Raw genomic sequence first — 21,800 nt, 5'->3', positions numbered from 1 at the left:
CGGCGCGGCCGGGTTGCGGCCAGCGCACGGGTCACAGGCACGAATGCGTGTGCGTGTTAGCGACGAGCAAGCGGCAGCGCGGCGTCGGCGCCGCCGCACCGATACGCGGCACGAACCGCGATCGCCCGCGCTTCGAGCGCGTCCGCGGAGAGCGCAGGCCGTAACCGGACGGCCATGCGCGGCAGCGACGCAAGCTGGTTGCGCAGGCAAAGGATCGCGTCACGGCAAGGAAATCCGAGGGTGGGCGCGTCGGCACCGCACGCGGCATCGGCGAGTTGCGCCGTCCATTCGACGCCTCGGTGCGCGCGGCTGGCGTCCAGATACGGCAGAAGGCCCGCGTCGCCCGACAGCGCGATCAGCAGCGCGGCCCACTGCGTGCCGCGCCAGCCGTATTCCTCATCGCAGGTCAGGTCGGACAACAGTGCGCCGTCGAGCACGGACAGGCTTTGCTGGCACACATAGTGGAAGTCGAGCGGCTGGCAGCGCACATGCGGATAGTCGCGAAGCACGTGTGCGAGCGCCGCGCCGTTGTCGACGGCGGCACGCAGGAACAATGCCGCCGGCCCGGGCCGGTTCAGCCGGAGCGTCGGCACGCTCGACAGCAGGCGATGGAGGTCGTCGGGGTGGTAATGCATCGCGCGGATCATGGGTTACCGGTGGAACGCAGTATGTATTTATGACGCACGCCGACACAACCGGCAAATTTTTCCGCTGACGGCAATCATCGGCCAAGCAGCGGCCAGGCACCAGCGCGTTCGTAGCAAGCGTCTCCCCGCGCCGCCGCAACCGGCCCGGCGACTACGTAATGCACGACTTTTTCACCCGCGCGCGTTCGGCACAATGGACCATTGCGCGTGGCTCGCCTGCCGCTGTGCCGGCCCGTCACGCATGCCGCGGGAGAACGGACATGGTGTTGATGGCAGTGGGCGGGGGCGGGCCGGTCAGCGTGCCGCAGCCGCAGAATGACGACGATCCGGCGCCGAAGAACGGGACCGGCGGCGCCCCGCCGGCCCAGACGCCGGAACAGCAGGCCCTCGCGGCCGCGCAGGCCGAGACGCAGCGCCTGCTCCAGCTTGCCCAGGCCGAGATGGCGGCGCTCAAGCGCCTGCACGACCAGGGCGCGTCGCAAGCCGATCTCGACAACCAGGTGAAGAAGGCCGAAACCGCATGGGGCGCGGTGCAGGCGGCCGTCGAGAACCAGATGCGCGTCGCGGCCGACGGCGGCGGCGACACGAACAAGGCGATCGCCGGCGTGGCCTCGGATCTGCGCAATGCGTCGCCGAAGGATCCCGTGCTCGGCTCGGTGCTCGACGACGCGCAGAAGGCGGTGTCGGCCGAATCGGCGCCCGAGCGGGCGACCAACGTGAAGGCGTTCCAGTTCGCGATGGCGTGGCAGAAGGAACAGGACGCGAACGCCGACGTGCAGCGGTACAACGCGTTGCCGGGCGGCATCCGGCGCGCGGATCCCGACATCGGCGCGCAACTGCGCCAGACCGCCAGCACCGCCGACACGAATGCGAACAACGCGTACACCGCACTCACCACCTCGTTGCGCCACGAATACAGCACGTCGGCCGCGACACTGCGACTCGACAACGCGAAGGCCGATTACGCGGCGTGGCAGAAGGAGCCGGGCGGGCTGCGCCGCGCCGACGAGGCCGACATCACGCGCGAGCTGTCGCAGGCGCAGAACCAGTACGACAAGGTCGTGACGGGCGGCGACGACACCGCGCTGACCTACGTGACGACCGACGAGCAGAAGCAGGTCGTCGCGTCGGTGAAGCAGAATCACGACGGCATGTGGTACACCGGCCTCGTCGACGCGCTCGGCGAGCAGAGCCAGCTCAAGCGCACGATCGCGACGATCAATCCCGACGATCCGTCGCTGTCGCCGCAGATGAAGCAGCTCGCGCAGTCCGATCCGGTCACGTTCGCGCTGCTGCAGGACACCGGTGTGAGCGTCGATCCGAACGACCCCAAGCTGTCGACGCAGGAGAAGGCGCTCGCGCAGCAGAATCCGCTCGCGGAAGCGTTCGTGAAGATGACGGGTATCAAGGTCAACACGGACGGGCTGAGCGATGCGGAGGCGAAGGGGCTGAACGCGAAGATCGACCAGGCGGGCGGCGTGTTCGCGTATGCGATGGCGCAGGCTCAGGCGCAGAAGAACAATCCCGGTTATCAGAAGGTCCAGACGTTGCTCGCGGCGGCGCCCGAGGTGCGGCTCCAGTACACGCAGCAGCAGGTCACGCAACTGATGCAGGGCCCGGACAGCAATCCCGGCGCGGCGCTTCAGGTGCTGAAGACCAACATGAACGCGTCGTTCTCGCTGGACGAGCGCCAGACGCTGTGGACGCAGGCCGGCCAGCCGCATTTCAACGCGAGCTTCATCCATTCGCAGATCGATCCGCTGATGCAGAAGCCCGATTCGCAGGCGACGGATCAGGCGAGCATGCAGGCGCGTGCCGACGGCAGGATGAATGCCGACAAGGCCGGCAAGTGGATGCAGGACATCCTCGCCAATGCGCCGCCCGAATTCGCGGGCGTCGTGCTCGACACGGTCAAGAAGGATTTCGGCAACAAGTGGACGCAGTCGAACACGGGCACGCCGCAGCCCTACGGCGACGGCATCGAGTTCTACAAGGGGCTCAGCACGGCGGTCGGGCTGGCCGATCAGCAGCCGACCGAGAGCGGCGTGCCCGTGCAGCGCGAGGACGACGTCGCGAACTGGCTGCTCGACGACAAGGGCAACGCGAAGACGCTGATCTACACGCTGCGCGGCAGCGACACCGGCTACGGGTTCGACGGCGTGCGCCAGGCGCTGTCGTCGGGTGTCGATCCGGCGTTGTCGAAGTCGCTGCTGTCGAAGATGCAGAACGACGACCGGTTCCGCTCCGGCTTCGCTAACGATTTCCAGCTGCGTTACGACCAGGGCATCAAGAATGCCCAGAGCAAGCAGCAGAAGGAAACCGCCAACGCCAGCTACAAGCTGTTCCAGGCCGATCCTGACAAGCAGCTGAAGGCGTATTTCGACGACTTCCAGAAGAACTTCGGCGACAAGTCCTACACGTTCACGACCGGCTCCGACCAGATGACGAACTTCGTCGGCGCGGGGCTCGGGCTTCAGCCGGACGACCCCGGCGCCGTGCCGACCGACCGGAACGACGTGCCGTCGATGGCGCAGCTCGAGCAACTGATCGTGAGCAACGGCCAGCTCCCGAACGGTACGGCCGTCAACGGCCGCTCGCTGTACGCGCAGAACTCGGCGACGACGCAGATGATCCAGGCCGTCGTCGACCAGATCCGCAAGGTCGGCGGCGATCATGCCGTGGTGTCGCTGGTGCCGATCTACTACGTGTCGAAGGGAACGGGTACCGCGCCGAGCGCACTGTTCAAGGTGCAGGTCGAGGGCCATCCGGATCAGTACAAGCTGATCGACGATCGCGGCTGGAAGTACGACACCGTCGACGACTACCAGCACAACAACGCGCTGTCCGATGACGGCAAGCTCTACGTGCCGAAGAGCCTGACGACCGATGGGGCGACCGGCGGTTACTCGCAGTACGAATCGATCGACGCGCACAAGACGGAGTGGTATCAGCACCTCGAACACTACGTCGAGATGGGCACCGGCATTCTCGCGGCGGCCGGTGGCGCCGTGCTGGTCGCGAGCGGCATCGGCGCGCCGGTCGGCGGCCTGCTGCTCGGCGCCGCGTGGACGGCGGTCGGCGCGGGCATGGCCGTCGGCGTGCCGGCCGCGATCGCCGACCTGAAGAACCTGAGCGATCACGGCCAGTCGACCAGCTTCGGCAACGCACAGGCGCGCGGCGACTGGATCAGCCTGATCGGCAGCGGCGCGGGCATCGCGGGCGGCGGTCTCGGCGTGGCGGCGAAGTCGCTCGCGGAGGCCTCGTCGCTGCTGCGTACGACGGGGCAGGTGTCGGACATGATCACGCTGGCTTCGCGCGGCGAGGGCGTGACGGCCGACGTGGCCGGTCTCGGCCGCTTCGCGCAGGAAGCCGACGCGTTCCAGTCGCTCGCGCAGACGACGGGCCGCACGTCCGGCGTGCTCAACGTGTCGGGCGGCGTGGTCGGCGGCTACCAGATGCTCGACCAGGGTGCGTCGCTGGTGAAGAACTGGGACGCATTGTCCGAATCCGATCGCGCGCAGCAACTGCTGAACCTCGGCATCGGCGTCGCGCAGATGGGGCTCGGCTCGCACACGCTGATGGAGCGGCCGATCCGCGCGATCACGAAAACGCCCGCGCCGCCGACGATGCCGCGGCCGGTCGCGTTCGACGTCGCGAACGCGATGTTCGCCAACGGGCTGGCGAACCAGCGTCTCGCGGTCGGCGAGGTCGGCAACCCGTGGCAGCACGCGGAGGACCAGGCGCACAGTTTCGGCGAACCGGCCGACGACGGCGGCACGGTCGCGCCGGCCGACAAGGGGTTGCGCGCGCGCTTCTCCGACTGGCTGCGCGCGCGCCGCACGCAGGGCACGCCCGACGACGACGCGATCACGTTGCGGCTCGCGCCCGACGGTGAACCGATCGACGGCGCGGCGACGCCGGCCGTCGCCGACGCGCTGGCGGGCGAGGGTGCGTCGCCGACGGCCAAGGCCGGCGTGCCGGCCAACGGCGCGCATCCCGCGTCGTGGGAGATTCCCGCGCGCATCGCGGCCGATCGCGCGATGCTGAGCGAAGTGGTCGGGCGAATCCTCCAGAGCGGCAATCGGCTCGAGGACGTCGAGTACTACGTGTATGCGCTGGAGGATGCCGAAGGCAACGTGCGCAACCCCGAGGAAGACGGGCTGCCCGCGACCGAAAAGGGCAACCTGCTCGACGACATGAACGCGGCGAAGGCGGACGAACGGCGCGCGAAAGCGGCCGACGATGCGCCGGCGCGCGCGGCCGCCGCGCCGGACGAGGACGGCACGATCGGCGTGACGCGCTACACGACGTACCACGACGCGCTGATGGTCGGCGCCGACGGCGTCGCGGGTGGCCGCTACCGGATCGCGCTGGTCGATCAGCGCGCGCTCGCCGCGGACGGCACGGTGCCGCCCGAAGCGGTCGTCGGCCATGTCGGGCTGACCGACGCCGGCGATGCGTTCATGCTGTCGATGAACGATGCGTACGACCGGACGCTGCGCGTGGTGTACCCGCGCGGCTTCGATCCGCAGAAGCCGCTGATTCGCAGCGAGGACGGCAGGCGCGTCGACGTGATCAACGCGCCGTTCGGCATGAGCGAAACGCAGTGGGCCGCCTATCCGCGCCGCGAGGCCGACCTCGCGATCTATTCGAACAACGCGGGCCAGCCGGAGAACCGGCTGCCGCCGGGCGAGCGGCCGTTGATGCCGGTGCCGCCCGGTTACTTCGCCGTGTACGCGCACGCGTGGGCCGATGCGTTCGCGAGCGCGACCGGCAAGGCGATGAGCGTGGAAGACATGGCCGAAATGGTGCGCCAGAGCGGCTGGGACGGCAAATCGCCGGTGATCCTCTATGCGTGCGGCGCCGGCTCGCGCGTGAGTCCGCTCGCGCAATTGCTCGCGAACGTGCTGGGCGTCGACGTGTACGGCGCAAGCGGCTTCGTCGCATGGCGTTCGCCGCGCTATCGCACCGACGGCAGCCCCGATTCCGGTTATACGAGCGGCATCCTGATCGAGCCCGGTGCGCCCGATCGGGACGGCGTGCCGGACCATTCGGTCAGCAGCGGACCGCGCACCTACCGGTTCTCGCCGGCGCTGGCGGTCATCGACCAGGGCGCGCATCCGGTCAACTGGAGCGGCGTCGCGCCGCGCCCGGCGTCGAATCAGTGGGGCGGCAGCGCGACGGCGGGCGACGTGCGGGTGCCGCTCGGCGTGTACGTGTGGCGCATGTTGACGAAACGCGGGTCGATCATCAATCCGCGCAGCGGGCGTTCCGCCAGCGCGCTCGAAATGACGCACGCGCTGGAGGATCTGGCGTGGAAGGGCTACACGCCGGGCACGCCGATCGCGCTGGATGGGCCGCGCAGCGGCGCCAATCCCGAGTTGCTGCAGGAATTCGCGGACCTGATCCAGGCGCCGGTATTCGGTCGGCTGGGCGACGACGATACGGCCGGATGGTGGCGCGCGCTGCCCAATCCGAACCGCCGGCTCGCGCGCTTCCAGATCGAACCCGACGTGAACGGCAAGTTCTCGCCGGGCCGCGCGCAGCCGGTTCGCGTCAATCCGCTGGAACTGCGGCCCGTGCCGGGTTCGAGGGTCGTGAACCTGCTCGGCCACGCGACCGCGCGGCAGTTCCTGAAGGTGTCGGGTTTCGATATCGTCGAATCGCACGGCACGAAGCCGAGCGACGTCAGCTGGGACAGCTCGATCGCCATCATGAATGGCAAGACGATCGCGCCGAAGGAGTTCGCGCGCAGGCTGCTGGAGGATCCGGCCTATACGGAAGGCAACGGCGTGCTGCTGACCGGCTGCTATCTCGCTTCCGGCGGTTATTCGTTTGCGCAGGAGCTCGCGTATGAGCTGCAGGCGCCGGTAATCGCGTCGATCTCGTCCAACTCGGTGCGCGGCACCGGTGCGCTGGAACTCTATCCGCTCGACGACGATATCGGCGTGCCGGCGCACGATCCCGACGTCGCGACGCGACTCTATCTGCATGTGCCCGAGGCGCCCGACGCCAGCGACCCGCCGACGGTGTTCGCGCAGCGCGGCGGACCGCCGTCGCGCCCGCTCGCGCATGACGATGCGCCGGTCGAGCCGGTACATCCGATCGACACGCAGATCGATCCGGACGCGGACAGCGGGCGGCGCGGCGCCGGTGCTGCGCCGGGCGATGCCGGCCGGCGGGGCGTGACGCCCGGCGAGCCCGTGCATCCGCGGCTCGCGCCCGAGCCGGACGCGGGCGAACCGCCCGTGTACGAGCCGACCCCGCTCGTGGAGATCGAGCCGAGGCAGATCTTCACGGCGGACGAATGGGCCGCGCGCACCGAGCAGCTCGCCGAAGCCGAGGCCGACGATGGCCTGTCCGGGAAAACACAGAAAATCTATCCGCCGACCAGCCGCGTCTATACGGACCGCAAGATCGCCAATGGTGGCGTGGTCACGACGACGATCCATGGCAAGTCGGTGCTGCAGCCCGGATTCGACGACGTGACCGGCGTCGACGCGACGCAGCATCCCGAATTCCTGCGTCCGGCCGACACACTGCTGATGCCGCCTGACGATCCGCTGCATCCGATCGGCGCGCGCGGGCTGATGTCGCCGCCCGGTCATCACGTGGTGTTCGGACACGGGATGTCGGCCGACGCGATGCTGGGCCCGGAAGGCCGGCCGCTCACGCCGGACCAGGTGGCCGAGCGCGTCGCGCCGCATCTCGAGCCGGAGCAGGACGTCACGCTGTATTCGTGCTTCGGCGGATCGAACAAGCACGATCCGCTGCGGGTGGCGCCGGGCCAGGTGCGGGCCGCGAGCACGACGTTCGCAGCGGCGCTGGCCCAGCGTCTGTCCGAGATCACCGGGCGGCCGATAACCGTCTGGGCGCCGCCGGACATCCTGCTCGTGGAACCCAATGGTTCGACCACCGTGCGCGGAACGCGACTGACCGGCCAGGTCGACAGGGATCGTCTGCCGATGCAAAGCTTCCGCGGCGACCCGGCGCGCGCGGGCCGCGCGGCGCTTCCCGCAGGGCCGCACGCGGAACCGACGCCGACGACCACCCGCACCGCGTCGCGCCCGATCGCCGATCCGCCGCCGCGTCCCACGGTGCCGCGCGTCGCCGATCCGACGTTTGCCGATCCCGACTATGACTTCACCGCGATTCCGGACGACACGTTCGAATCGGTCACGCTCGACCATCCGTTCCGCACCGCGCTGGCCGACCGGCCGGGCGTGATCGACGACGCCGCGCGCGTCACGCAACCCGGCGGCACCGTGAGCCAGCACTGGCCGAGCTATTTCCTCGACGGCCCCGAACCGACCCGCGTGATCGACGACGTGATGCAGGCGTTCGACTCGTCCGGGCTGACCGACCTGCGCGTCGAATTCGTGACGCGCGACGGCAGTATCGAACTCGGCAGCGGTACCGATTTCGGCGCGCTCGATCCCGAGGTGGGCTGGTTCCGGTTCAGCGGGAAGGTGCCCGACGCACCGTCGGCGGCCGCCACGCACGCGCCGGGCCGCGCGGATGCCGATGCGCCGCTCGCGTTGCCGGAAGGCGCGCGGACGGTCGCGCACGACGAACTCGGGCACGCACTCGATGCCGCGCAAACCGGGCCGCGCAATCACGCATACGTGCCGACCGACGCGTTGCCGGATGGCACCGCGTTCGCACAGGGCGACCTGACGCCGCAGGAGCGCGTCGCGGCGAGCGCCACCGCAAACCTGGCTGCCGTCGACGCGGCCGCACCGACCGACGTCGTGCTGCTGTCGGCGCTCGGCCACGATCCGGCGAGCGCGCTGCGCATCACCACGCCCGACGGCGGCGAGCTATACAAGCCGGCCGGCGTCGACATGTATGTCGTGCGAACCCGCGATCCGGCGACCGGCGACGTGTCGTACCAACTTGCCGGCGTCGATCGTTCGGGCTTGCCGGAAGGCTATACGGCCGTGCATGCCGGCGGAACGCGTGCGGTCGGCGCGGTCGACGGTAGCCCGACCTGGCCGATGATCGGGCCGGCAGGGCCGGGCAGCCGTCTCGCGAGCGCCGCGGGCGATCCGTCCGGCTCGACGCCTGCCGCCGTCCCCGGTCAGTCGGGCGTGCCTGCCACACCGGAAACGAGCGCCGTGGCGGACACGCCGCAGGCGCGTGCCGCGTCATGGCTCGACACGCTCGGCCGCCGCACGCTCACGCGCGTCGATGGCCGGCACGTGCCGACGCTGGACGGGCTCGCTCGTCAGCTCGGCCCCAACGCGCATGTGCTGATCACGTCGCATGCCGAGCCGCCCGCCGGGAGTGACGAACATCCGGCACCGACATTCGTCGCGGTGCTCGAGACCGACGCGAACGGCGCACTCGGCCCGGTGCGGATGCTGAACGGCAAACGCATACCGCACGCGCTGAACAAGGCGCTGGAGCACGCCGGCAGCGGCGGCAGACGCGCACGCGGCAAGTACGATTTCTACGTATCGCCGGTCGCGCACGACGAACTCGTGCAGTTCGGCGGCCCGTCGAAGATCGAGACGCCGGACGGCAAGACGTCGTGGCCGGTGACGACGTCGGGCCACACGATCGAGCCGACGCTCGCCGCCGACGTGTCGAAGCTGCACGACGCGCCCGTCTTCAAGCGGCCGCGCCAGGCCGTGCGCGCGGTGTCCGGCGAGCAACGCTGGATTCACGTGGTCGAAGACGAGACGGGCAAGGTACTCGGCCATGCGGAACTCAACACGAACCACGAGTGGAAGTACTTCGAGAAGGCGTCGGTCGGCGAAACCGAGATTCCCGAGCAGAATTTGCGCACGGTGTTCCGCCGTCGCCGCCGGGGCGGCATTCCGGTCGGCCCGTCGCCGCGCCGCGGCATCCGCTTCGTCGTCAGCGACGTGACGCCGGCAACCGTCGAGCGCATCGGCGGATTCCGGCCGGCGAAGGAGGCACCCGCCGTCGAGAAGAAGCCGTTCCGCTCGGCCGGCGACCTGTTCCAATCGATCGTGCCGGTGCGCCGGCCGCTCTCGCGCGCGGAAGAGGGTGACGACGCGAACGCCGCAGATGCCGCGCCGCTGCCGCCGGTCGATCCGCACCTGCTGCCGTCGGACAAGTCCGCGCTCAACGCGGTCGACTTCAGCGGCAACAGCGTGTCGCACCTGCTGAGCGCGATCCGCAACGGCGCGCTCGACGGCGGCCGCCACGTGATCTACGTGTTCAGGACCGACGGCGCGGTGGCCGAGGCGCTCGGCGACCCGCTCGGCGTGATCGCCGAGCGCAACGGCGAGATGCGCTGGTTCGACAAGGTCCCGCAGGTCAACAACCTGCACCATCGGGGCGTGCCGCTCGACGAAATGCCGATCGGCAACGACCGCTTCGGAACGGACGTGCATTTCCTGCTCACGCAACTGTCGCCGCGCGAGTTCCTGAACAGCGCGCGGCCGACCCGCGTCGCCGCGCTCGAAGCGCGCGCGAAGGCGCTGCACGATCAATGGAAGGATGCGGAAGCGCGCAGCCTGAACTCGGCGCCGTTCCGCGCGCTCGCGGCCCGCACGCGGCACGGCTACAACGAGGTGCTCGGCGATCTGCGGCGCTTGCGGCGCAACGGCGCCGCGCCCGCGCCGCTGTCGATCGAACCGTATCAGCCGGGCCTGTCGGCGGCCACCGTCGTCCAGTTCGGCCTGCGCAACGGCGCGGCGAAGCCCGAGCAGTATTTCGCGACGCACGAGCAGATCGAGGCGTACAACACGCAAGCGCAGCGGCCGGGCAACGTGAACCTCGTGCTGAAGGGCGAGCCGCAGGCCGTGATGGTCGACGTGGGCATGTGGCGCACGCTGCTCAACAAGCTGTATGTCGCGCGCGACGTGTCGACGTCGGCGTCGCGCTTCCTGCCGGTGCCGGGCAAGCTGCGCGCGCACACGCGCAACCTGGGCGCGGCGACCGTCGCCGACAAGCGGATCCGGCAGATCTTCACGCGCTCGGACGACGCGTTGCAGGACCGCATGGTGCCGATGGCGCGCTCGTTCTCGCTGAGCGACGATCCGGCGTTGATGGGCGCGCTCGTCGAGCGGTACGGCGGCGTGATGCCGGTCGCCACGCTCGTGGTCGATCCGCATTCGCTCGCCGCGGTGCTCGGCAAGGCGCACGATCCCGACTTCCTGCGCGCGGTGCGTGCGCTCGGCGACCAGAAGAACGCAGTGTTCGACGGCGCGAACGGGATGATCCATCCCGCGCGCGACTCGGACGGCACGGCGCTCGCGCTCGACGATCTCGCGCATCTGCATCGCTGGCTCGACGAGGCCGCGCGCACCGGCTTCGCGATCCGGCTCGAGACCGCGCCGTCGCGCGCGCTCGTGTCCGGCGCCGACTACCGGTTCCAGTCGGGCACCAACGATACGTATCACGACTACGTGCGGGTCATGAGCGCGCTCGAAAGCTGGTCGAACGCGCACCCGGATACGACGGCGCCGAACGTGATGGTCACGTTCCACGGCTGGGATGCGGTGCCGGAATCGGTGCCGGGCGGCGGCCACGAGAAGCTGCTGCGCGCGGTGCTCGAGCGCAAGGGGCTCGAATGGGTGCACATGGGGCTGTCGTACGGCACGCACGGCGCCGACTTCGTCGGCAACCAGGATCTCACCGGCGCGCTCGCGAAGCTGATCGTCGAAAACCGCAACCGGCCCGACATCATCAATCGCCTGCATGGCGCCGACGCGCTGACGCGCGTGTTCGAGCGCGTCGACCGGCAAACGCTCGCGAACCAGCATCAGCTGCTGTTCGCGGAGGTCGAGCGGATCGGCATCGCGGACGGGATGACGCCCGCCGAAGTGGCCGCGCTGCGCCAGAAGATCTATGAAGGCAACACGACCGTGTGGCTGAACCAGGCGCGCAAGGCGACGATCGAGCATGCGAAGCAGCTGTGGGAGGCCGACGGCAACGCGCCGCGCACCAGGACGGACAAGGGCGCCCGCACGTTCGGCGCGCGCTGGCTGGACGCGTACGGCGACAACGTGCCCGACCGCGTGACGACCGGCAAGCGGCCGTCCGCCGCCGACCCGCGCGAACATTGGGACGCGGTCGTGCGCGATCCGGTGCTGATCAACGACGGCACCAAGCCGATCGGCGCGAGCCGCCGCCAAGCGGCCCAGCTCGGGAAGATCGACATTCCCGATGACAAACGCGCGCAGGCGGAACTGCATGCGCTGCGGGTGCACGACGAACCGATCGGCGAGAACACGCCGCCGCCTTCGGCACGGCGGATCGCCGGCGACATCACCGCGGCCACGTTGACCGGCGGCGCCGGCGCGGGCGTGCTCGTCTGGGCCGGGCGGGAGTCCGTGCGCACCGCGACGAATTCGCTGTACGCGGGCCTGCGGGTCGGCCGGGTGTTCCAGGCGCTGCATCACGGCGCGGTGGCCAGCCTGAAGAATGGCGATCCGCGCGTGTTCGACCGCGTCGTCGACCGGCTCGTGCGCGGGCTGCAGGCGCAACTGAAGGCGAACGGCTTCGACGTGACCGCGCGCGGCACGCAGCTCGAGCAGATCGCGCACGAAGGCAAGGCGATGGCCGCCCAGCTTCGCGCGCTGAACGACGACGGGATGCTGTCGTTCGACGACACCGTCGCGCATACGAAGGCGATCGCCGCCGACATGCTCGCGCAGATGCAGGGCGTGGTCGGCGGGACGTCGCTGAAGCTGCTGCACCACGGCAGCCCGCGGCATTCGATTGGGCGGATCGGTCGCGTGCTGGCGCTCGGCGGCTACGGTGGCTCGATCATGATGAATGCGAGCCGGGCGATCTGGCACGGCGACCTGCTCGCCGGCGGACAGGCGATCGGCGGCGCGTTCAGCGCCGTCTACACCGGCATCGTCTACAAGGGCAGCGTGCGCGGCGTGAACGCCGAGAACCGCAGTCAACTCGCGCGGATCGCGAGCGCGACCGGCGACTACCTGACGTCGGCGGTCAGTATCGCAACCGGGGCCCATACCGCGCTGACCGGGGATCCGATGACCGGCTCGCTGATCGCGACGTCCGGCGCGCTGCTCGGCGCCGGGCGGCTGCATTCGCATTTCCCGAATGCGACGCCGTGGATGGAGCGTCTGCCGACCGGCATCGCGCTGGCCCCGGTGGCAATCTTCGGGATCATGCAGGGGATCAACCTGTACACGTCGGCGACCGCGCCGGACGACAAGCACAAGCCGCCGGGTTCGTCGCCGCAACCGTCGGGTTCGAATGCGGGGACACCGGCGCCGGGTGCATCGTTCGCGCCGTCGCCGGGCGCGACGAGTGCGCCGGCGCAGCCGAGTGCGTCCGCGGCACCGTCGCCGTCGGCATCTGCATCGCCATCGGCATCGGCGACTTCAACGGCCGGCGCGCAGCCGTCGAGTGCGCCATCGCAACCGACGCAGACCCCGACGAACTCGCCGAGCCCGACGCCGACACCGTTGACGGTCAACGTGGTGGCCGGCGATTCGTTGTGGACGATCGCCGAACGTCACGAAGGATCGCTGCTTGCCGCGGCCCATGTGCCGGCCGACGAACAGCAGCGGATGTCCGACGGTCAGCGGATCAACGTCGCGCTCAACGAGATCCTGCAGCTCAACCGGAACCTGGCGGGCAATCCGGGCGAGATCGCGCCGGGGCAGCAGGTCATTGTCGGGTGAGCCCGGCGCGGCGAAGGCCGACCCGCGGCATAGGCGGGTCAGCCTTCGCGCTTGCGCTGCGGGAGCACCCAGAGCATGCGTCCAACGGCCTCGGCCTGGTTGCGCGAATGGGTCTTTTCGTAGATCGCGCGCAACTGCGTGCGAATGGTCGTGAGCGCGACGCCGGTACTCGCCGCGCATTCGTCCGGCGTCTTGCCGCAGAGCAGTGCTTCCGCAACGGCCGCTTCGGCGCTCGACAAGCCGAATGCCTGTCGCAACTGGTGCGCGACGACGAGCGGCGCCGCGCTGCGTTGCCTGACCGTGATCAGCATCGTCGCGTCGCCGAAGGTCGCCTGTAGCGCCTGCCCCGACAGTGGCGCGATGCCGAGAAAGATTTCATGCGCATCGCTCAGCGTGCTGGACAGCGCAAGGCTTTCGCTCTTGCGCGTCTTCGCGACGCGGGCCAGCGCGGCCTTCAGTGCATCGTTCTGCGGCGCTCCCGCGGCGCTCAGGCATCCGTGCTCGAGCTTCAGGCAGGTGGTCGCGCGCAGCATCGCTTCGGCCGCACGGTTGACGAATACCACGTGCGAATGCCGGTCCAGCGCGAAGACGGACAAGCCCAGTTCCTCCATCAGTTCGGCGCCGAGCATCGCATCGCGATGCAGTATGCGCGCGTCCTGCCACAGGTTGATCGAGCGTTGCAGATGTCCCGCCATGCTCGAGAGCGTCGCGCGTTCGTCGGACGAATAGGGCGGTCGGCCGTTGGCTCGCAGCAAGCCGAGCAGAATGTCGTCGCTGCCTGGACGCGCGAGACGCACGCCCATCAGATAGCGAATGCCCGACGGAATCTGATAGTCCTGAAAGAACTCACTGCGTTCGACGTCGCGCTCGCTCAGGTGATCCTGGCAGCACACGAATTCGCCGAGCGGCGCATTTTCGACAAAACCGCGGCGCGGGTCGAGCGCGCCATAGTACTGGTCGTAGAGGGCGACGAGGCCGTCCAGCTCCGCGCGCGGCGAATAGATCGAGAGCTTCGGCGCGTTGCGCGCGGTATCCCAGCTGAACATGTGAAAAACGTTTGCGCCGAGTGATTCGGATACCTGATGGAATATCTCGAGAAAACCATCTGGATGCAGCGCGGCCTCGTAGAGGTCCCCGATTAGTTGGTCCCGTAACATGCGTGCCCCCGGCGAATCGCGATTTTGGTCTTCGTATATGGCGTTTTTGTATGACGATATCCATTCGAATACCGAATTTTTTTCAGGCTAACACAGCTGAATTGCATTCAGGGTCGCATTGTTTCGCGATTTTCATTCACTTGAATGATGATCACAAAAAACGCCTTTGCGAGAATCCCCGTCGACCAGCGTGCATGCGCGGTGCGTAGCGCACCTGACAACCAGAAGACTCTCGGGGAAAAGCAATGAAACTCAAACCTGTCGTGTCCGGTATTGCAGCGCTCGTGCTGTCAGCTTGCGGAGGCGGAGGCAGTTCGTCCTCGTCGCCTCCCGAACCTGCCGCGCAGACGGTCAGCGGTGTCGCGGCGGTCGGCGCGGCAATGCAGGGCGCGACCGTGAAACTGTTCGACGCGACCGGCAAATCGGTGGACTGTCCGGCCGATACCGCGACCGGTGCGTTTCACTGCACCGTGACCGGCTTGACCGCGCCTTTTGCATTGTCCGCGTATGGCAACGTCGCCGATTCGCAAGCGACCCTGATCGCGCTCAGCGCGACCGGCGGCACGCAGACGATCAACATCACGCCGATCACGAACGCGATCGCCGCGACCATCGTCGGCGACAACCCGACGAAGTTGCTCGGCGACACCGGGCTGCTGCAAAGCCGGGTCACCGCTCAGGCCGTTGCCGGCACGGTGCAGGCCTATTCGGCGGTGCTGGCCGACCTGCTGGCCGCGACCGGCAACACCGGTGTCGACCTGATTTCCGGGCCGTTGACCGCCGGTGCACCGGGGCTCGACCGGCTGCTCGATCAGGTGAAGATCAACGTATTGCCGAACGGCGGCGTGCAGATCAGTTCGGTCGCGGGTGCGTCCAGCGATACGCCCGTGCAGCTCGAACTCGCTCCCGGCGTCGTGCCGCAGGCCAGCGACAAGGCGAGCCTGCCGGCCGCCGCGACGATCGGCGGCGTGACGGTATCGAATCTGCCGAGCGCCAGCGACCTGGCTGGATTGCAGAGCGCGCTCAACCAGTGCTTCACCGGCTCGACCGGCGCCGCGCGCACGGGCGGCAAGGTGCCGGCGTGCGGGCTCATCTTCGTCGATGATGTCGCGTCGGGCGCGTTGAACACCGGCGTGCCCACGGCCTATCTGAACAACGGCATGTCGGCCGACCAGGAGTTCGGCGCACCGGCCGGCGGCGGCACGCCGGGCCTCGTCGCCGACGATGCGATGAACAACGCAAGCTTCAGCCTGCCGGAAGTGATCCGCGTCGTCGCCGGCGATACGATGTGGGTGAAGATCGCGTGGACGCGCACCGACGGTATTCGCGACGGTATGCAGCAGCATGTGCAGCTCGCCGTCCGGGCGGCCAGTCTCGCGAGCGGCGATACGGGCTGGCGCGTGGTCGGCAATCAGCGCGCGGTGCTGAGCAAGGTGAACGCGAACGCGCAGAAGTGGGACTGGCTGAATCCGGCCAACCCGATGACCGGCACCAACGCGTTCATCGATTCGCTGAACCTGCAGGTAGGAACCGTCGATGCGGCGGGCGCCCGGGTGGACTTCGCGATCGTCAACGGCCCCGGGTTGCGCCATGGCGTGTTCCTGCAGCCGTCGAGCGGCACCTGCGATACGCTGAACATCCGCGCACAGATTGCGAGCGGGCAGACCCCGGCTCAGCTTGCCGCGCTGTTGAAGTCGCCCCAGTGCCGCAATAACTACCGCCTGGCAGGCGTCGCACAGGATCCGGCCAACGCGGGCCTGCTTTCGTGGCCGGGCGATGCGCCGCGCAACAATACCGCATGGGCGAAGCCGCAACTGAGCGCCGCCGAGCTCGCCGACATCAAGCCGTTCAGCGCGTACACGATCGACGTTTATCAGAACGGCGACACCGCGGCGCCGAAGTTGCACTATACGGTCCGGCTGCGCACGCCGTCGCCGTTGCCCGATGCGTTGCGTCAGTACGCATGGCACGACGTCGCGCAGTCGACCCGCGACGCGCTGACGCCGGGCAGCGCCGGCACCTTTGCGGGCGGCGCGACGTTCCCGTTGAGCTGGACGTCGAAAGCGGGGGTGCCGTTCGTCAAGCGGGGCAATGTGCAGATTCGCGCCACCGCGGCCGGGCAGCCGTCGCCGATGTTCGTCAACGGCTCCGCGCGCGCGTTGCCGGTGCAGCCGGGCGCCGCGATCAAGCTCGATGTGCCGGCTGATCAGGGCGTGGCGTTTCCGTCGGTGGCCGGCTGGACGGGGAGCACCGACTTCTCGTTCGTGAACCTGAGCTGGTCGGATACGGGCGACATGCTCTTCTCCGAATCGCTCGAATACGACCGGTGACGGGCATCGCGCCGCGTATGGCCGGTGAGTAGTCGTCCGGCGGAACGGTTCGCCGTTCCGCCGGGTCGTTGTTGTTAGGGCGTGGGCGTGGGCGTGGGCGTGGGCGCGTGAATCGCCACTTCGTCTGCACCGATATCGTCGGAAAGCGGCGGCACGGTCAGGACGTCGCGTAACGCATGCGCGATCAATTCGGTTCTGCTCTTGGGACCGCGTCAGGCACAGGAAGATCGCGCAGCGGAAGATACACACGAACTCGCGCGGCTTGCGATACGACCCGCACCGCGTGCCCATCCGCGCCAGCCTCGCGGCATACCGTCAGCGTTCTGCTCGGATAGCGCGCTTGCCGCGCGGGGCGTTCTGCCTCGTCGAGCATTTGGCGCTACCGACACCTTCGTTCCCCTCGTTCTTCTTCCGTCTCTCCGATCGTAGCTGCGCGGATTCTGCCGTTTCCGTCGCGGCGCTCCATACCCCGCTGCCTTCTTGACACGTCGCCGGCCCTCGCCCGTTTCGTCGCAGCACGACGAATTCAAGGGAAGGGCGACAACTGCGAAGCGCACCCGACGACTCAGTCAGAACCCGCATTGCTGAGCGTGGCGCGCCCAATCGGCGGTCGCGCGCAAACCTCACCGCGTGCCACCAAATTTATCCAACAACGCCATTCACGCGCGCGCCGCGCTCACGTCCAACTCAGTGCAGGCTCAATTCATCCAGGAGAAATCGATGACGACAATTTCCACCTCGGGCGGCGAATTCGAGTTCGCCGTGTATGCCCCTTACAACTCGAGCCCGGACGAACCCGTGGGCGGGCGCATCACCGTGGGCGTCGATACGGCGCTCTGGTTCCGCGCGGACCGGGACAGCGACAACGTGCGGCTGGTCCAGCTGATCCGGCCGCAGGGACAGTGGATCAACGATCGCGAACGGGAGCGCGCGGCGAACGGCTGGTCGCTCGATTCCAACAGTGTGTCGCCTTGGTACGGCACCAATGATCTGGGCGCGCCCCGGCCCATCCGCGATCTGACGCCGAACATCACGCCGCAGTTGCGCGACTGGATCAAGCAGAGCGGCGTCCAGACCTTGTCAGGCGCCGGCTCGCGACGCGGCAAGGGCTACCAGCGCGCATGGATCGTCGATACGCCCCGGCACATGGCGGCGCGCGTCGGCGAACTGGTGCAGGTGCGGCTCGTGACGATCGCGGTGGATGTGCAGCACAGCGCTTATCTGGGCGGCGTGGAGTGGGGCTTCAATCTGTCGGAGGCGGGCGTGGTGACGGTGGCGTCCGCGAAGCTCGCGTTCAAGGTGAATCCGGCGGGCGATTATCTGCAGGCGCTCGACAACTGGAACCAGCAGGCCGGCAACACGCTGCTTGTGCTGCCGGCCTGAGCGGGACGCGTCGATTCGAGTGCAGAACATTTGCGGTCACGTCGAGCGTTATCGCGGCAAGCGCAGCGTGCTGGTGGCGTATTCGCTTGGCACCGGCAGCGCGGTGGTCGCTCGAATGGCTGGCCTCGCGCGGCTGGCTGCGCGCTGTGAATGCGGCGCTGCTGCCCGGCACGCAGTTGGCGTTGCCGGGCCGGCGCTTGCATGTACTCGATGGATCGTGTTGCACTCGCTTCGTTATCCTAGACAATGGCGAAGGGATTGGTCAATTTCAGCGGTATTCATCCAGACCGGCCTTGGCATCAGACGAGTGAAATTCCCCCGTCAACTCGCAGGTTGACGCCGGTAATGAAACTGCCTTCGTCTCCTGCAAGGAACAGCGCGGCATTGGCAATTTCTTCTGCGCGCCCGAGTCGGCCAAACGGAATAGCGCCCGCCATGACGGCTTCGAAAGCAGGGCGATCCGTTGCCGTAATGCCAAGCTTGCCGAGGATCGGGGTGTCCGTCGGACCCGGACTGATGACGTTCACGCGGATGCGACGTTCCTTGAACTCCAGAGCCCAGTTACGGGCGAAAGCTTCGAGCGCCGCTTTGCTTCCGGCATAGACGGCATGCCCGTCCAGCACCTTGCTGCTCGCGATCGAGCTGATCAGCACAATTGAGCCGTTGTTGTTCAGTAGTGGTGCGATCTTCTGCACACCAAAAAAGGCTGCCCTGGTATTGGTTGCAAACTGTCTGTCATATTCTTCAACCGAGACTTGATCAGATGGCGTGATCACGTTCATACCGGCATTCGCTACGTAGATATCGGCCTTGCCGAAGCGCTCGGCAACGAGTGACGCAACACGTTCGTGTGTCGTGAGGTCGGAGAGGTCGCCGGTAACACCTGTGGCATTCTCACCGAGTCGTGCAACCGCTTCCTCCACGGCGCTGGCTCGGCGCCCGACGATAACGACACTGGCCCCCTCTTCGGTGAAACGTGAGGCGATGGCAAATCCGATACCGCTGTTTGCGCCGGTGACGACTGCAACCTTTCCTGCAAGCGTGTTCATGATGTAGTGGGTCAGAGTGGGTGCATCACAAAGTTGTTTTGGACGGAATTCGAACAGCAGCGTTGTTCACGTGATGTTTTCGAGCGGTTCCGCTGCAAATTGCGCACCGAACGGCGGGTAATCGACATAGCCCTTCAGGCCGCCACCGTAATACGTTGCTCGATCGGCGGTAGCGAGCGGCAATCCGGTTTTGAGTCGGTGCACGAGATCCGGATTTGCAATGAATGGCTGTCCAAAGGCAGCGAGATCGATCAGACCGTCATCAAGAAGTGCCTGCGCACGGTTGATCGTCATCCCACCTGCGAGGATGATCGGCGTGTTGCCGGCCTCGCGCTTGATGCGGGACAGCAGTTCGATCGTGCGATCGTCCGACGCGGTGTCGTCTTTGGGTGCCACCGAGACGTTCGACTGATCCATCACGTGGATATATGCGATGCGCCGCATGCCGAGCTCGAACGCAAGCGCGCCATAGGTATCGAGAATGCCCGGGTAGTGCGGCATATCGAATAGCTGCCCATACGGTGAAATCCGGATGCCTATTTTGCCGGTGCCGATACGTTCGGCAATGCCGTCAACGACTTCCAGCGCGAAGCGCAACTGATTTTCGCGCGTCGTCGCTGAATAGCGGTCAGTGCGATCGTTGACCAGCGGATTCAGAAACTGCTCGAACAGATATCCGTTGGCCGCGTGGATTTCCACGCCGTCGAATCCGGCCTCGATGGCGTTGGACGCAGCGGAAACGAAGTCCTCGACCACGCGCTCGACCTCCATCGTCGACAATGCGGACGGCGTTGACGTCGGGACGAACCCCGGCTTCCCGTTGGAGTCGTAAGCAAACACGATCGAGTCTTTTGCAAGCCGTGACGTGGCGCTGCGTGGCGCACCACCATCAGGCTGGAGGCTGGTGTGCGATACACGACCCACGTGCCACAGTTGCGCGAAAATCTTGCCGCCGACGGCATGAACCGAGTCCGTGGTCAACTTCCACCCGGCTACCTGTTCGTCTGAATAGATGCTCGGATTGAAGAGATAGCCCTGGCCCTCGCGGGAGATAGGACTTCCTTCGGTCACGATGAGGCCGGCGGTCGCGCGTTGCGCGTAATAGAGGGCCGTGCGTTCATCGGCAATATTGTTTGCCGCGCGGGATCGAGTCATTGGCGCCATGACGATGCGATTCGCGAGCGGAATCTCGTTGAGATCGAACGGCTTGAAAAGTTGAGTCATGTTGGTTTCCTTGTATGGCAACTTGGCCCTGCAGGTATGGTTCGAGTGCTTCGGTTCCGCCGATGTACCGGCAGTTGATGAACACTTGCGGCGCGGTCATGCTGCCCGATACCGCGCTCAGTACTTTTCCGCGGATTTTGTGAGCGAGTGGTATGTCGACGTAATCCATCTCGCGGTCAAACAGCAATTGTTTTCGCCTTCGCGCAGTAAGGGCAGTCGGCCCTTGGAGAACACCACAATCCGGTCGGGACACAGCGCGTCGGGCGCCACATGGTTTAGTCACGCGCTGACTTTCACGGGGTTTCGACATGTCGGGTTTCATTAGCAGTCAGTGATCCAGCCGCGAAAAGGTCGCGTGTCGAGCGCGGAAGTCTGCGCGCCCGGTTGATCGTTGCTGGTGACCATTATCGAGTGCGACCGTTTCATGGTCGATGGAGTCACGGGGCAATACATTCGTGCGCGAAATGCACCAACGGCCCGACCAAGCGGAGTTTGCGACGCGACTCAGCGCGTCACTATCGAGGTGAATCTGGTTGTCGTTGTATTCGTCTCGACGTGAATCCGCATTTCTGTACGCCGCGGATTGTTGTCGCCCGAGCAATATGGTGAGAACGTCCGTGGTGCTACTTATGTTTGCAGCTCGAGCCTAGAATCCGCGTCGATGATCGTTACATACGCTGTATCTCGAGTATGTCGATCCGGTCGTACGAAACGTCACACTGAACCTGTCTTAGGAGCGCGCCATGCGATTTGGTCTCTTTCTGCGATCGAGGATTTGCTCCACGATACTTTTCACAGTCGTGCCAGCAGTGGCTTTTGCCGATCCGCTTACTGTCAAGGTTGACGGCCTCGACCATGGTCAGTTTGCGAACGCGCAGGTCTACAACGGCTTTGGATGTCGTGGCGATAACGTCTCGCCTCAAGTCTCGTGGGCGCACGTTCCGCCTGGAACAAGAAGCATCGTCGTCACCATGTACGATCCTGATGCCCCGACTGGAGGGCTCGGATGGACGCATTGGGCAGTCGTCAATATTCCGCCTTCGGAAACGTCGATTCAGAAGGGTGCGTCAGGAGATGTGGGACGAATGCCGGCGGGTGCGCTCGAGACGCTGACGGATTTTGGCGAATCCAAGTACGGCGGGCCATGCCCGCCGAAAGGTGAGTCGCATCGATATGTCGTGACGGTGTCTGCGCTGTCCATCCCGAGTGTCGACGTGAAATCGACATCGAGTCCGGCGGTCGTTGCATATCAGATGCATGGAAACATCCTTGGGCAGGCACGATATATCGCGACCTACCACCGATCGCTGAATTGACTGTCAGCGCTGGTCGAGCGCGTATCTGATCGACACTCGACCCGGGGAGCATTGTCCCC

8 protein-coding genes are annotated in these 21,800 nt (G+C 66.9%); 4 read left to right on the top strand and 4 right to left on the bottom strand.

Annotated features, from left to right (window positions below):
* Positions 1-56 precede the first annotated feature (56 nt).
* Positions 57-635, bottom strand: a complete 579-nt coding sequence (locus tag BAMB_RS19300; RefSeq protein ID WP_041491647.1) for a hypothetical protein — start codon at positions 633-635, stop codon at positions 57-59.
* A gap of 272 nt (positions 636-907) precedes the next feature.
* On the opposite strand from BAMB_RS19300, the gene BAMB_RS19295 reads away from it, so the two are divergent.
* Positions 908-13,282 (top strand): LWXIA domain-containing protein, encoded by a 12,375-nt coding sequence (locus BAMB_RS19295; protein ID WP_041491464.1) that lies wholly within the window; start codon positions 908-910, stop codon positions 13,280-13,282.
* 38 nt (positions 13,283-13,320) lie between these two features.
* On the opposite strand, the gene BAMB_RS19290 is transcribed toward BAMB_RS19295, so the two are convergent.
* Positions 13,321-14,439 (bottom strand): helix-turn-helix transcriptional regulator, encoded by a 1,119-nt coding sequence (locus BAMB_RS19290; RefSeq protein WP_011658851.1) that lies wholly within the window; start codon positions 14,437-14,439, stop codon positions 13,321-13,323.
* A 245-nt stretch (positions 14,440-14,684) separates the two neighbouring features.
* On the opposite strand from BAMB_RS19290, the gene BAMB_RS19285 reads away from it, so the two are divergent.
* Together BAMB_RS19285 and BAMB_RS19280 are read left to right on the top strand one after the other, a co-directional pair.
* Positions 14,685-16,769 (top strand): hypothetical protein, encoded by a 2,085-nt coding sequence (locus tag BAMB_RS19285; protein WP_011658850.1) that lies wholly within the window; start codon positions 14,685-14,687, stop codon positions 16,767-16,769.
* A 630-nt stretch (positions 16,770-17,399) separates the two neighbouring features.
* Entirely contained in the window at positions 17,400-18,152 is a 753-nt protein-coding gene (locus BAMB_RS19280) for a hypothetical protein (RefSeq protein ID WP_227739303.1), read from the top strand.
* 299 nt (positions 18,153-18,451) lie between these two features.
* Here BAMB_RS19280 and BAMB_RS19275 read toward each other — a convergent pair whose 3' ends face one another.
* Complete coding sequence (locus BAMB_RS19275) at positions 18,452-19,201, bottom strand: SDR family NAD(P)-dependent oxidoreductase (protein ID WP_011658847.1); 750 nt, start codon at positions 19,199-19,201, stop codon at positions 18,452-18,454.
* 66 nt (positions 19,202-19,267) lie between these two features.
* Positions 19,268-20,425 carry an alkene reductase gene (locus BAMB_RS19270; RefSeq protein WP_045554960.1) on the bottom strand — a complete coding sequence of 386 codons (1,158 nt, stop codon included), beginning with the start codon at positions 20,423-20,425 and terminating at the stop codon, positions 19,268-19,270.
* A gap of 743 nt (positions 20,426-21,168) precedes the next feature.
* Here BAMB_RS19270 and BAMB_RS34070 point away from each other — a divergent pair.
* A complete protein-coding gene (locus BAMB_RS34070; RefSeq protein WP_011658843.1) occupies positions 21,169-21,741 on the top strand; it encodes a YbhB/YbcL family Raf kinase inhibitor-like protein in 573 nt (190 codons plus the stop codon).
* Positions 21,742-21,800 lie beyond the last annotated feature (59 nt).

Source organism: Burkholderia ambifaria AMMD (assembly GCF_000203915.1).
Lineage (GTDB): Bacteria > Pseudomonadota > Gammaproteobacteria > Burkholderiales > Burkholderiaceae > Burkholderia > Burkholderia ambifaria.
This window is presented reverse-complemented; position numbering and strand designations above follow the sequence as displayed.

Bases quoted from the DNA above. Each gene is read 5' to 3' on its own strand.
- BAMB_RS19300 (WP_041491647.1), bottom strand. From the start codon at position 635: ATGCATTACCACCCCGACGACCTCCATCGCCTGCTGTCGAGCGTGCCG.
- BAMB_RS19295 (WP_041491464.1), top strand. From the start codon at position 908: ATGGTGTTGATGGCAGTGGGCGGGGGCGGGCCGGTCAGCGTGCCGCAG.
- BAMB_RS19290 (WP_011658851.1), bottom strand. From the start codon at position 14,439: ATGTTACGGGACCAACTAATCGGGGACCTCTACGAGGCCGCGCTGCAT.
- BAMB_RS19285 (WP_011658850.1), top strand. From the start codon at position 14,685: ATGAAACTCAAACCTGTCGTGTCCGGTATTGCAGCGCTCGTGCTGTCA.
- BAMB_RS19275 (WP_011658847.1), bottom strand. From the start codon at position 19,201: ATGAACACGCTTGCAGGAAAGGTTGCAGTCGTCACCGGCGCAAACAGC.
- BAMB_RS19270 (WP_045554960.1), bottom strand. From the start codon at position 20,425: ATGACTCAACTTTTCAAGCCGTTCGATCTCAACGAGATTCCGCTCGCG.
- BAMB_RS34070 (WP_011658843.1), top strand. From the start codon at position 21,169: ATGCGATTTGGTCTCTTTCTGCGATCGAGGATTTGCTCCACGATACTT.